Origin of the sequence: Curtobacterium sp. MCLR17_031 (assembly GCF_003234775.2) — a bacterium.
Classification (GTDB): domain Bacteria; phylum Actinomycetota; class Actinomycetes; order Actinomycetales; family Microbacteriaceae; genus Curtobacterium; species Curtobacterium flaccumfaciens.
The window spans coordinates 2,269,178-2,281,694 of record NZ_CP126270.1; the positions used below are offsets into that span (position 1 = coordinate 2,269,178).

Consider the following 12,517-nt stretch of genomic DNA (forward strand, 5'->3'; position numbering starts at 1 on the left):
CATCTATCGACGGAGAGTGGGCGATCGGCTGTGTCGAGCCATCTGACCGGAACGGACGAGACCGCGGGCGAATTCGGGGCGAACGAGTGGCTCGTCGACGAGCTCTACGAGCAGTTCGTCACGGACAAGGAGTCGGTCGACAAGTCCTGGTGGCCGGTCCTCGAGAGCTACCACCGCACGCAGGTCGCTGACGCTTCGGCTCCGGCGGGGGCCCCCGGGCAGCAGGTGCCGGCTGGGCAGCAGGCCCCGGTTTCGCAGCAGGCACCGACCCAGCAGCAGTCGTCGACGCAGCAGCCGGCCACCGGGGACACCCCGGGCGAGGCGAAGTCGGGCCCGATCCAGGCGAAGACCACCTCGCGCCAGCCGGCACCGCAGCCGATCCCGGCCGAGGCGAACGACGCCGCCGACGACCACGAGGAGACCCACGAGGACGTGGCGACCCCGCTCCGGGGCATGGCGAAGACGCTGGCGTCGAACATGGACGCCTCGCTGACGGTCCCGACCGCCACGAGCGTCCGGACCATCCCGGCGAAGCTGATGATCGACAACCGGATCGTCATCAACAACCACCTGCGGCGCGCCCGCGGCGGCAAGATCTCCTTCACGCACCTGATCGGGTGGGCGATGGTGCAGGCGCTCAAGGACTTCCCGAGCCAGAACGTCTTCTACGAGGAGCGCGACGGCAAGCCGTTCGTCGTCGCCCCGGCGCACGTGAACCTCGGCATCGCGATCGACGTCCCGAAGAAGGACGGCACCCGCTCGCTCCTGGTGCCGAGCATCAAGCGAGCAGAGACCCTGACGTTCGGCCAGTTCCTCTCCGCCTACGAGGACCTCGTCAAGCGCGCCCGCGACAACAAGCTCACCCCGGCGGACTTCCAGGGCACGACGATCTCGCTCACCAACCCGGGCGGCATCGGCACCGTGCACTCGGTCCCCCGTCTGACGAAGGGGCAGGGTTCGATCATCGGTGCCGGCGCCCTCGAGTACCCGGCGCAGTTCCAGGGCTCGGCGTCGAAGACCCTGGTCGAGCTCGGCATCGGCAAGACCATCACCCTGACGAGCACCTACGACCACCGTGTCATCCAGGGCGCCGGTTCGGGCGAGTACCTCAAGCACGTGCACGAGCGCCTGATCGGCGAGCACGGCTTCTACGACGGCATCTTCGCCGCGCTCCGGATCCCCTACAAGCCGATCCAGTGGGCGAACGACATCAACGTCGACCTGGCGCACCGGGTGAACAAGACCGCGCGCGTGCAGGAGCTCATCAACAGCTACCGCGTCCGTGGACACCTGATGGCCGACATCGACCCGCTCGAGTACCGCCAGCGCACGCACCCCGACCTCGAGATCGAGAGCCACGGGCTGACCTTCTGGGACCTCGACCGCGAGTTCGTCACCGGCGGCCTCGCCGGCACCACCTCGGCACCGCTCCGCGACGTCCTGGGGATCCTGCGCGACGCCTACTGCCGCACGGTCGGCATCGAGTACATGCACATCCAGGACCCGGAACAGCGTCGCTGGGTGCAGGAGCGCATCGAGGTGCCGTACTCGAAGCCCTCGAAGGAAGAGCAGCTCCGCGTCCTCGGCAAGCTCAACGAGGCCGAGGCGTTCGAGACCTTCCTGCAGACCAAGTACGTCGGCCAGAAGCGCTTCTCGCTCGAGGGCGGCGAGTCCACCATCGCGTTCCTCGACACCCTGATCCAGCACTCCGCCGGAGCCGGGCTGGCCGAGGTCGCGATCGGCATGGCCCACCGCGGCCGCCTGAACGTGCTGACGAACATCGCCGGCAAGACCTACGGGCAGATCTTCCGTGAGTTCGAGGGGTCCTCGCTGCCGGGCACGGTGTCCGGTCAGGGCTCCGGCGACGTGAAGTACCACGTCGGCACCGAGGGCGTGTTCCGCACGTCCGACGGCTCGAGCATCCCGGTGACGATCGCCGCGAACCCGTCCCACCTCGAAGCCGTCGACGGCGTGCTCGAGGGGATCGTCCGCGCCAAGCAGGACCGCGAGGCCCCCGGCAGCTTCGGTGTGCTCCCCGTGCTCGTGCACGGTGACGCGGCGATGGCCGGCCAGGGCGTGGTCGTCGAGACGCTGCAGATGTCGCAGCTCCGCGGCTACCGCACCGGCGGCACGGTCCACCTCGTCATCAACAACCAGGTCGGGTTCACCACCCCGCCCGAGTCCGCGCGCAGCTCGGTGTACTCCACCGACGTCGCGAAGACGATCCAGGCGCCGATCTTCCACGTGAACGGTGACGACCCCGAGGCCGTCGCCCGCGTCGCCGAACTCGCCTTCGCGTACCGCGAGGAGTTCCACCGCGACGTCGTGATCGACCTGATCTGCTACCGCCGTCGTGGGCACAACGAGGGCGACGACCCCTCGATGACGCAGCCGCTGATGTACAACCTCATCGAGGCGAAGCGCTCCGTCCGCACGCTGTACACCGAGGCCCTCGTCGGCCGCGGCGACATCACGCAAGAGGAGTACGACGAGGCGCACCGCGACTTCCAGGACCGCCTGGAACGCGCCTTCGCCGAGACGCACGAGGCACAGACCGGCACCATCCCGGTCATCGAGGTCGACGACGACGGTGCGGTGCAGGGGCTCGAACGCCCGGCCGCGCAGCGCGACGACTCCGAGGTCGAGGTCCACGAGACCGCCGTGTCCGAGGAGCTCGTCCGGGCGATCGGCGACGCGCACAGCAACCCGCCCGCCGGGTTCTCGATCCACCCGAAGCTGCAGCAGCTGCTGACCAAGCGCACCGAGATGACGCGCAACGGCGGCATCGACTGGGCGATGGCGGAGCTCATGGCGATCGGCTCGATCCTGGTCGAGGGCAAGCCCGTCCGCCTCGCCGGACAGGACGCCCGACGCGGCACCTTCGTCCAGCGCCAGTCGGTGTTCCACGACCGGGTGAACGGCCAGGAGTGGCTGCCGCTGTCGAACCTCACCGAGGACCAGGCCCGGTTCTACGTGTACGACTCACTGCTGAGCGAGTACGCGGCGATGGCCTTCGAGTACGGCTACTCGGTGGAACGACCCGAGTCCCTCGTGCTCTGGGAGGCGCAGTTCGGCGACTTCGCGAACGGCGCCCAGATCGTCATCGACGAGTTCATCTCGTCCGCCGAGCAGAAGTGGGGACAGCGCTCCGGCCTCGTCCTGCTGCTGCCGCACGGGTACGAGGGCCAGGGGCCGGACCACTCGTCGGCGCGCATCGAGCGCTACCTGCAGCTGTGCGCCGAGGACAACATGATCGTCGCGCGTCCGTCGACCCCCGCCTCGTACTTCCACCTGCTCCGCCGGCAGGCCTGGGCCCGTCCGCAGAAGCCGCTCATCGTGTTCTCCCCGAAGGCGATGCTCCGGCTCCGCCAGGCGACGAGCGCGGTCGAGGACTTCACGACGGGAACGTTCGAGCCCGTGCTGGACGACGCGCGGATCTCCGACAAGAGCGCCGTGCGTCGCGTGGTGCTGCACTCCGGCAAGGTGCACCACGACCTGCGTGCCGAGGTCGACAAGCGCGGCGTCACCGACGTCGCACTCGTCCGCCTCGAGCAGCTCGCCCCGCTCCCCCTCGACCGCATCCTCGAGGTCCTGGCGGGCTACCCGGACGCCGACGTCGTGTGGGCGCAGGAGGAGCCGGAGAACCAGGGCGCCTGGCCGTTCGTCTGCATGAACCTGTCGCCGCACCTGGGCGGTCGGCCGTTGTCCGTCGCGGCCCGCTCGGCGAGTGCCGCGCCGGCCACGGGCTCCTCGAAGCGCTCCGCGCAGGAGGCCGCCGACGTCATCGACACGGCACTGAGCGCGTCGGCCTAGTCGCGAGCAAGCGCCCCGTGCGGGAGTCCGAGGGACTCCTGCACGGGGCGCTTCGACGTTCGCCAGGTCGGCGGCGCTACGCGATCTTCGTGTACCGCACCCCGGCGTCGTGGTACCCGCGCTTCTGGTAGAACCGGTGCGCGTTGTCCGTCGCGGCCGCACTGACGGCGCTGAGGCGACGGGCGCCCTGCTCGACCGCCCATGCTTCGAACGTGCCGATGAGCGCCGAACCGGTGCCGAGCCTCCTGGCCGTGTCGTCCACGACCAGCAGCAGCAGCTGCGCCGTCGGCTCGTCGCTGGCGTACGCCCACGTGACCTGCGCGCCGGCGACCGCGACGACCCGGCCGTCGTCTCCGCGGACCACCCACGTGCGGTGCCCGGCTTCGGGGGTGAGCCGGTCGAGGCGGGCGCGCATCGACGCGTCGTCGACGTCGTGACCGAGCAGGCGGACGAGAGCGGCGACGTCGGCGACGTCCGTGTCGGACCAGGTGGTGGTCGACTCGACGGAGAGGGTCATGTCGGCCAACCTACCCGGGCCGTCGGTCGTGTTGCGACGGGGTTCCATAACAACTGATATTCATATACGCTGCTGTCATATCACCCGCCGGGTGAACCAACCGACAGGACAGCCATGCACATCACCTCCCGCCACGGCCGCACCGCCGCCTGGATCGCCTTCCCGCTCGCCGTCGTCGCGAGCGGCGCTCTCATCGCCACGGCCTCGTACGCCGCCTTCTCGAGCAGCACCGACAACGCCGCGAACAGCTGGCGCACCGGCGCCGTCTCCCTCAGCGACGACGACCAGGGCGTCGCGCTGTTCGACGTCGAGGACCTGGTGCCCGGGTCCGCCGGCTCGAACTGCATCACCGTGACGGCGAACACCACCAACGCCTCGACCGTGAAGCTCTACGCCGCAGACGGAACCGACGCCGACTCCCTCGCCGAGCACGTCGGACTGACGGTCGAGCGCGGCAGCCTCGGCACCCCCGGCGACTGCAGCACGTTCACCACGACGACGACCGTGCACGACGGGACGCTCGCCGGCCTCATGGCGTCCGAGTCCTTCGGCACCGGCGTCGACGCGTGGCAGCCCGCGACGGGCACGGCGAGCACGACCTACCGCTTCAGCTACGACCTGAGCGAGGGCGCGCCGAACACCGTGCAGTCGTCCGAGGCCGGCACCACGTTCGTGTGGGAAGCGCAGACGGACTGATCCCCGTCCCCGTCCCCGTCCCGATCCGTCCCGCCAGAACCGCCCGTCCCGCCCGTCCCGCCCGACCCGAGGAGCAGCCGATGCCGAACGTCGCCACCCGCCGTCACGTCCGATGCGTCGGCGACCTGCCTCGGCTGCTCCTCGCGGTCTCAGCGCGGACGGTCCTCTGGTCGGTGCTGCTGCTCGCACTGTGGGCGTCGCTCCCCGCGGCGCTCGGGTGGCACGTCACGACGGTCGTCTCCGACTCGATGGCCCCCGGCATCCGGACCGGTGACGTCGTCGCTGCGATGCCCGTCGGACCGGACGACCTCGAGGCCAGACGGGTGCTGCTCGTCGAGGACCCGGACCACCGGGACCGACTCCGGCTGCACCGGCTCGAGCGCGTCGAACAGGACGGGGCCCTGCGTCTGCGCGGGGACGCCAACCCGACTGCCGACCGAACGGCCGTCGCTCCGGACGCCGTCCTCGGTGTCGGCGTCCTGCGCTTCCCGGGCGTCGGGCTCCCCGGAGTCTGGGTCCGCGAGCGGTCCTGGACCATGCTCCTGCTCGCCGCCGCTGCCGCCGCGGTGCTCGTCGTCGCCGCTCGCGCGGACCGGGGGGTCATCGCCGGGCTGCCGTGCCCGCGGTGCGGTGCACCCCGATGGGACACCACCAGTCCGGCGGTCGCCCCCGGGGTCGCGTCCGCGCAGAGCTCCTCGTGGGCGCTGCCGACCATGGCCGCAGTCGCAGTCACGGCGGTCGCCCTGACCGTGGTCGCCGGAGCCGGGTTCAGCGGCACGACCGCCACCGCATCGTCACTCCGGACACAGTCGTTCCCGTGCTTCGCTCGACCGCTCGACGCGCCCGTGCTGGCGTGGGACTTCGACGAGAAGGGCGGGAACGCCGTCCGGGACACCAGCGGCCACGGCGCGGACGGCACCGGGCGACTCGGGCCCGTCCGGAACGACGGCCCGTGCTCCGGGAACCCCTCGATGCACTTCGAGACCGACGACAGCCGGGTGGCGACGAACACCCCGACGGCAGCACCCCAGGTCTTCTCGATCGAGGTGTGGTTCCGCACCGACCGCGCCGGTGGCCGGATCCTCGGATTCAGCTCGAGCCAGGACTCGGCCTCGTCCTACAAGGACCGACACCTGTACGTCGGCGCCACCGGCCAGCTCATGTACGGGGTGCAGGGACCTGCGAACGGCTTCCGGTTCGCGACCGGATCGACAGCACGGGTGGACGACGGACAGTGGCACCACGCGGTCGGCACCCTGCGGGTCGGTCGCGCCGAGCTGTGGCTCGATGGCGTGCTCGTCGGCACGCGGACCGACGTCAGGGGCGCGCACCAGTACGACGGCCACTGGCGGGTCGGGCGTGAGTCACTCGCGCCCTGGCCCGGCCAGCCCACCGACTACACGTTCCGCGGCGACGTCGACACCGTGCGGGTGTACGACCGGGTCCTCGACCCGGACGCCATCGCCGCACACCACCTGGCCGGCCGCTGATCGCCGGCCCGGCGCGGCGTCAGTGCGTCGCCTGCTCCACCCGGATCCGCGCGAGGATCTCGCTGCGCAGCTGGTCGGGAGCGGTCTCCTTGCAGGCACGACGCACGGTCTCCATGAGCACGACGCCGACGCGGTGCTCGGTCTGGCAGTCCTCGCAGCCGTCCATGTGCTCACGGATGTCCGCAGCGTCCTCGTGCCGGAGCTCGTCGTGCAGGAACTCCTCGAGCTCGGCCTTCGCCTTCGAGCAGTCGCAGCCGCTCATCGTGCGTCCTTCCGTCCGGTGCGACCCGTGGCCGCGGTTGCCTTCGTCGTCTGTGCCGCGCCTCGTCCCCGTCCACGCATCGTCGCCGTCGACGCTGCGTCCGGGACGATGCCGGTCTCACGGGCGTGGTCCGCCAGGAGCCCACGGAGGAGCCGGCGGCCACGGTGGAGGCGGCTCATGACCGTCCCCACGGGGGTCTTCATGATGTCGGCGATCTCCTGGTACGAGAAGCCTTCGACATCGGCGAAGTACACGGCCATCCGGAAGTCCTCCGGGATGGCCTGCAGTGCGTCCTTCACGGCGGAGGACGGCAGGTGGTCGATCGCGTCGGCCTCGGCGGACCGGGCGGAGATCGACTGGGTGACGCTCTCCGCGCCGCCCAGCTGCCAGTCCTCGAGCTCGTCGATGGTGCCCTGGTACGGGTTCCGCTGGTTCTTGCGGTACGTGTTGATGAACGTGTTCGTGAGGATCCGGTACAGCCAGGCCTTCAGGTTCGTGCCCTGCTTGAACTGGCGGAACGCGGCGAAGGCCTTGACGAACGTCTCCTGCACCAGGTCCGACGCGTCGGCCGGGTTGCGGGTCATCCGCATGGCCGCACCGTAGAGCTGGTCCATGAAGGGCAGGGCCTGGTCCTCGAACAGGGACCGCAGCTCCGCCTCGGAGACGGTCTTCGCGTCCACCGGCTCGTCTGCGGCGTCGTCGAGGGCTTCGTGCTCCTCTTCGACGGCGTCGAGCTGCACCTCGGTCTCGTCGACCAAGTGGTGCGGAGCTGCCTGCGGTTCGTCGGTCGTCATCGCCGCCAAGTCTAGGCCGAGCGTGCCGAGCGTCGTCGGCACAGCGGTCAGCACGGTCGCCGTGCCGGTCCGCTCTCGTGCGAGTGTTGCTGTCGCCACTGATCCTCCCGGTGCGTTCAGTACCCTGGTGAACCGATGGCAGACACGACGCATTCCCACAGCGGGGCCCAGCCCGCCGACCCCTGGATCGCCCCGGTCGCAGGGGGTCCGCTGCGCGGTGACGTCGCGCTGCCCGGGTCGAAGTCGCTGACGAACCGGGAGCTCGTGCTCGCGGCCCTCGCGGACGGCCCCTCGACGATCCGGCTCCCGCTGCACTCCCGTGACTCGGCGCTGATGATCGCGGGCCTCCGTGCGCTCGGCGTCGGCATCGAGGAGCTCGAGCCGGCGGCCGGCACCGCCCCGAACCCCTACGGCCCGGACCTCCGGATCACGCCCGCCCCGATGCACGGCGACGTCCGCCTGGACTGCGGGCTGGCCGGCACCGTGATGCGCTTCCTGCCGCCGCTCGCCGCCCTGGCCGTCGGTCCCGTCACGGTCGACGGCGACCCCTACGCCCGCAAGCGGCCGATGCACGCCATCGTGCAGGGACTCGTGGACCTCGGTGTGGACGTCACGGACGACGGCGGCGGTTCGATGCCGTTCTCGTTCACCGGCACCGGCTCGGTCCGCGGTGGCGCCCTGACGATCGACGCGTCGGCGTCCTCGCAGTTCGTCTCCGGCCTGCTGCTGTCGGCGCCCCGCTTCGACGAGGGCCTGCACCTCACCCACGTGGGCGAACGCCTGCCGAGCATGCCGCACATCGAGATGACCGTCGCGGCGCTCCGCGCCCGCGGCGTCCGGGTCGACGAGCCGTCGGTCGGCGAGTGGGTCGTGCACCCCGGCCCGATCGGCGCGCGTGACGTCACGATCGAGCCCGACCTGTCGAACGCCGCGCCGTTCGCGGTCGCCGCGCTCGTCGCCGGCGGCACGGTGCGCATCCGCACCTGGCCCACCGAGACGACGCAGGTCGGTGCCGACCTCGAGACGCTCCTGCCCCTGTGGGGGGCGAGCGTGGCCCGTGACGGTGACGACCTGGTCGTCGACGGCGGCGTCGGGATCCGCGGTGGGGCCTCCTTGCCGGGTCTCGAGCTCGACCTGAGCCGCGGCGGCGAACTCGCTCCGGCGCTCGTCGCGCTGGCCGCGCTGGCGGACGGACCGAGCGAGATCACCGGGATCGGCCACCTGCGGGGGCACGAGACGGACCGCCTGGCCGCGCTGGCGGCGGACCTCAACCGGTCTGGAGGCGCGGTGCACGAATTCGACGACGGCCTGCGGATCGAGCCGGCGCCGCTCCACGGCAGCGCCTGGGGCGCGTACGACGACCACCGGATGGCGACCGCGGGGGCGATCGTGGGCCTCGTCGTCGACGGCGTCGCCGTCGACGACATCGGGTCGACCGCGAAGACGCTGCCGCAGTTCCCGGAGCTGTGGGCCGCGCTCGTGGCGTCCTCGGTGTCCGCTGCACCGGTGAGTGGGGACTGACGCATGAGCTGGTGGGACGACGCCGACGGTGACGACTCCGACGCGGACGAGCCGTACGGGCAGTACGACGAGTCGAGCGTCCGGGTGCGTCCGAACCCGAAGGGCAACCGACCGCGCACGAAGACCCGGCCGACGTACGACGATGCCCCCGTCGGATGGGTGACGAACGTCGACCGCGGGCGGTTCGGCGTGCTGATCGACGACCACGTCATCACCGCCACGAAGGCCCGCGAGCTCGGCAAGAAGTCCGTCGTCACGGGTGACCACGTGTCGCTCGTCGGGGACGTCTCGGGCGACCCCGGGTCGCTCGCGCGCATCGTCAAGGTCGCCGAGCGCACCACCCTGCTGCGACGGAGTGCCGACGACTCCGACGAGGTCGAGCGCGTCATCGTGGCGAACGCCGACCAGATGCTCATCGTGGTGGCCGCCGCCGACCCCGAGCCGCGCACCCGCCTGATCGACCGGTACCTGGTGGCCGCGTTCGACGCCGGCCTCGACCCGATCCTCTGCATCACGAAGACCGACCTCGCCGACCCGGCTGCGTTCCTGGCGCACTTCGCGTGCCTGGATCTGCGGATCGTGACGAGCCGATCGGACGACGTCCCGTTCGAGGCGCTGCACGAGCTCCTCGACGACAAGGTGACCGTGACCGTCGGGCACTCCGGTGTCGGCAAGTCGACCCTGGTCAACGCCCTGACCGGGTCGACGCGCGCGATCGGCGTCGTGAACTCCGTGACCGGTCGCGGGCGGCACACGTCGTCCTCGTCGATCGCGCTGCGGGTCCGCGACGGCGGGTGGATCATCGACACGCCGGGTGTGCGGTCCTTCGGCCTGGGGCACGTCGACCCCGCGAACGTCTTCCGGGCGTTCGCGTCGCACGCCGTGCCGGTGCTGCCCGCGCGGGACGGCATCCCGTTGGCGCAGGCGCACGACTGGGAGATCGTCGACCGGGTGCAGGACGGGGAGCTCGGGCCGACCGGCGTGGAGCGGCTCGACTCGTTCCGGGCGCTGCTGACCGGGATGGGCGCGTCCGACCCCGGTTCCGAGTAGCCCGGCGGGCGGTGCCGGGGTGGCGGCCGGTGGTCGGCGGCTGGTCGGTCGGTGGCTGGTCACGACACCCCGCCGTATGTGCGCCGAGGGGTCACGAACTGTCGGCTGGAGGGGCGGCACCCGACAGTTCGTGACCGCTCGAGCGCCGGCGCGCGGTGAGTCGTGACCACTCCGGTTCCCGCTCGCACTGTGACCCCTCGCACCGCGCCCCCTCGCACCGCGCCCCTCGCACCGTGCGAGGGGCGCACGAATGGTGCGAGGTTGTGCACTCCGTGCGGGTTCGCGGGCCTCGCACGGAGTGGGCAAGCTCGCACCGGACGGCGCCTCGGCACCAGCCTGGCGTCGACAAGCACGCATCGGGGTTGTACAGTTGCGGTCGTGTCTGAAGTTGCAAAGTACAACTTTGCGCCGACCCCCGCTGTCGACGCCCCGTCCCCGAGCACGACGACGACGTCGCACGCGCACCACTCCCCCACCCACAAGTCCCCACGAGCCCCGAAGCCGCAGCGGTCCGACAGCGTCCTGCGCCCCGCCGGCCTCGGTCGCGTGCTGCTGACGTTCGCCTCGCACATCCTCGTGCCGCTGTTCCTGGCCGCCGGCATGGGCCTGGCCTACCTCGGTGCCTTCCACGCCCCGGCCCCGCAGGAACTGCCCGTCGGCATCGTCGGCCAGGGCGCGGCCACCCAGGTGTTCGCCCAGACCGTGACCGACCAGTCCGACGGTGCCCTCGTTGCCCACGTCGTCGCATCGACGAAGGCTGCCGAGCAGCAGGTGCGCGACCGCGACCTCGCCGCCGTGTACGCGCCGACGGCGACGGGCGCCACGCTCTACGTCTCGACCGCCGCGTCGGAGACCACCGCGAGCGCCGCGCAGAAGGTCTTCCTGCCGATCGCCTACGACCAGCACGTGCCGTTCCGGGTCGTCGACGTCGTGCCCACGGGCGACCAGGACACCACCGGCCAGGGGCTGTTCTTCCTGCTCGTGGCCCTGAGCGTCGGCGGGTACGCGTCCGCGATCGCCGTGGCCTCGGTCGCGACGAAGCTCCGTGCCGTGTGGACCGCGGTCATCGGACTCGCCACCGCGGGGGTCGTCGCCGGCATCGGTGTGATCGTCGCCGGACCGATCTACGGCGTCATCACCACGCACCACTGGCAGGTGTTCCTGTTCGCCTGGCTCTACGACGCGATCATCGTCGCACTCGGCGTTGGGCTGCACCCCGTGCTCGGCCGGTGGACCACCCCGATCCTCACGATGCTGTTCGTGATGCTGAACTTCACGTCGTCCGGCGGGATCTTCCAGCCGGCGTTCCAGCCCGGGTTCTTCGCCGCCCTGCACACCTTCTGGAGCGGTGCCGCGTGGCTGCAGGCCGCACAGGACCTGCAGTACTTCCCGGACGCCTCGCTCGGGCGTTCGTCGCTCGTGCTCGCCCTCTGGCTGGCCGCCGCGCTCCTGCTCTGCGTCGTCGTGCACGGACTCGTCGCCCGCCGGACCCGCATCGCCCGCGAGCGCGAGGTCACCCGGCTCGAGGAAGAAGAGGTCGTCGCCGCGTAGCGACGGTAGGTTGGGCGACGTGGACCTCAGCGCCGACCTCGACTTCGCCCGCTCCCTCGCCGACACCGCCGACGCGATCAGCCTCGAGCGCTTCCGTGCCGCAGACCTGCACGTGACGAAGAAGGCCGACAGCACGCACGTCACCGACGCCGACCAGGCCGTCGAACGTGCCCTGCGCGAGCGGCTCGCCGCCGAGCGACCGGACGACGCGTTCCTCGGCGAGGAGACGACGGCGGACACCGGGGCCGAGGCCGTCAGCGAAGGACACCGCCAGTGGGTGGTCGACCCGATCGACGGCACCGCCAACTACCTGCGCGGCGTGCCGGTGTGGGCGACCCTCATCGCGCTCGCGGTCGACGGCCGCCCGGTGCTCGGCGTCGTCAGCGCCCCCGCCCTCGGCAAGCGCTGGTGGGCGGCCGAGGGCTCCGGCGCGTTCTCGATGGACGGACCGCTCCGGGTCTCCGGGGTGTCCGAGCTCGCCGACGTGAGCCTGAGCTACAACAGCATCCAGCAGTGGGACGACGACGACCGCCTCGAGCCGCTCGTCGATCTGTCGCGTCGGGTCTGGCGGACCCGGGCCTACGGCGACATGTGGTCGTACATGATGGTGGCCGAGGGCGTCCTCGACGTCGCCGGCGAACCGGACCTGAAGCCGTGGGACATCGCAGCCCTCGTCCCCATCGTCGAAGAGGCCGGTGGCCGCTTCACCTCGCTCGACGGCGATCCCGGGCCGTGGCACGGCAGCGCGCTCGCATCGAACGGCCTGGTGCACGACGCCGTCGTCGAGGTCATCCGCCGCGACTCCTAGGCACGGTCGGCGGGC

At 71.3% G+C, this 12,517-nt stretch carries 10 protein-coding genes; 7 read left to right on the plus strand and 3 right to left on the minus strand.

The window, feature by feature from the left end:
• Positions 1 to 30: 30 nt before the first annotated feature.
• The gene (locus tag DEI96_RS10775; RefSeq protein WP_181440597.1) at positions 31 to 3,813 is read left to right on the plus strand and encodes a multifunctional oxoglutarate decarboxylase/oxoglutarate dehydrogenase thiamine pyrophosphate-binding subunit/dihydrolipoyllysine-residue succinyltransferase subunit; all 3,783 of its coding nucleotides are present in this window, start codon (positions 31 to 33) and stop codon (positions 3,811 to 3,813) included.
• 76 nt (positions 3,814 to 3,889) lie between these two features.
• Here the strand turns inward: DEI96_RS10775 and DEI96_RS10780 are convergent, their stop codons facing one another.
• Complete coding sequence (locus tag DEI96_RS10780) at positions 3,890 to 4,330, minus strand: GNAT family N-acetyltransferase (RefSeq protein ID WP_181440596.1); 441 nt, start codon at positions 4,328 to 4,330, stop codon at positions 3,890 to 3,892.
• 114 nt (positions 4,331 to 4,444) lie between these two features.
• On the opposite strand from DEI96_RS10780, the gene DEI96_RS10785 reads away from it, so the two are divergent.
• Together DEI96_RS10785 and DEI96_RS10790 are read left to right on the plus strand one after the other, a co-directional pair.
• Complete coding sequence (locus DEI96_RS10785) at positions 4,445 to 5,026, plus strand: hypothetical protein (RefSeq protein ID WP_111024813.1); 582 nt, start codon at positions 4,445 to 4,447, stop codon at positions 5,024 to 5,026.
• Positions 5,027 to 5,106: 80 nt separating this feature from the next.
• The gene (locus DEI96_RS10790; protein ID WP_111024005.1) at positions 5,107 to 6,516 is read left to right on the plus strand and encodes a LamG-like jellyroll fold domain-containing protein; all 1,410 of its coding nucleotides are present in this window, start codon (positions 5,107 to 5,109) and stop codon (positions 6,514 to 6,516) included.
• Positions 6,517 to 6,535: 19 nt separating this feature from the next.
• Here DEI96_RS10790 and DEI96_RS10795 read toward each other — a convergent pair whose 3' ends face one another.
• Together DEI96_RS10795 and DEI96_RS10800 are read right to left on the minus strand one after the other, a co-directional pair.
• Positions 6,536 to 6,778 (minus strand): zf-HC2 domain-containing protein, encoded by a 243-nt coding sequence (locus tag DEI96_RS10795; protein ID WP_027465838.1) that lies wholly within the window; start codon positions 6,776 to 6,778, stop codon positions 6,536 to 6,538.
• Positions 6,775 to 7,626: a sigma-70 family RNA polymerase sigma factor gene (locus DEI96_RS10800; RefSeq protein ID WP_111024012.1), complete on the minus strand. Its 852-nt coding sequence runs from the start codon at positions 7,624 to 7,626 to the stop codon at positions 6,775 to 6,777. The genes DEI96_RS10795 and DEI96_RS10800 overlap by 4 nt, the downstream gene beginning before the upstream one ends.
• A gap of 81 nt (positions 7,627 to 7,707) precedes the next feature.
• On the opposite strand from DEI96_RS10800, the gene aroA reads away from it, so the two are divergent.
• The 4 genes from aroA to DEI96_RS10820 all read left to right on the plus strand — a co-directional run bounded on the left by aroA (position 7,708) and on the right by DEI96_RS10820 (position 12,502).
• Positions 7,708 to 9,093 carry a 3-phosphoshikimate 1-carboxyvinyltransferase gene (aroA, locus tag DEI96_RS10805; RefSeq protein ID WP_111024004.1) on the plus strand — a complete coding sequence of 462 codons (1,386 nt, stop codon included), beginning with the start codon at positions 7,708 to 7,710 and terminating at the stop codon, positions 9,091 to 9,093.
• A gap of 3 nt (positions 9,094 to 9,096) precedes the next feature.
• Positions 9,097 to 10,143, plus strand: coding sequence for a ribosome small subunit-dependent GTPase A (rsgA, locus tag DEI96_RS10810; RefSeq protein ID WP_110864004.1), 1,047 nt, complete (start codon positions 9,097 to 9,099; stop codon positions 10,141 to 10,143).
• A gap of 378 nt (positions 10,144 to 10,521) precedes the next feature.
• The gene (locus DEI96_RS10815; protein ID WP_146245672.1) at positions 10,522 to 11,694 is read left to right on the plus strand and encodes an ABC-2 transporter permease; all 1,173 of its coding nucleotides are present in this window, start codon (positions 10,522 to 10,524) and stop codon (positions 11,692 to 11,694) included.
• 19 nt (positions 11,695 to 11,713) lie between these two features.
• Positions 11,714 to 12,502 carry an inositol monophosphatase family protein gene (locus DEI96_RS10820; RefSeq protein ID WP_111024011.1) on the plus strand — a complete coding sequence of 263 codons (789 nt, stop codon included), beginning with the start codon at positions 11,714 to 11,716 and terminating at the stop codon, positions 12,500 to 12,502.
• The last annotated feature ends 15 nt before the right edge of the window (positions 12,503 to 12,517 follow it).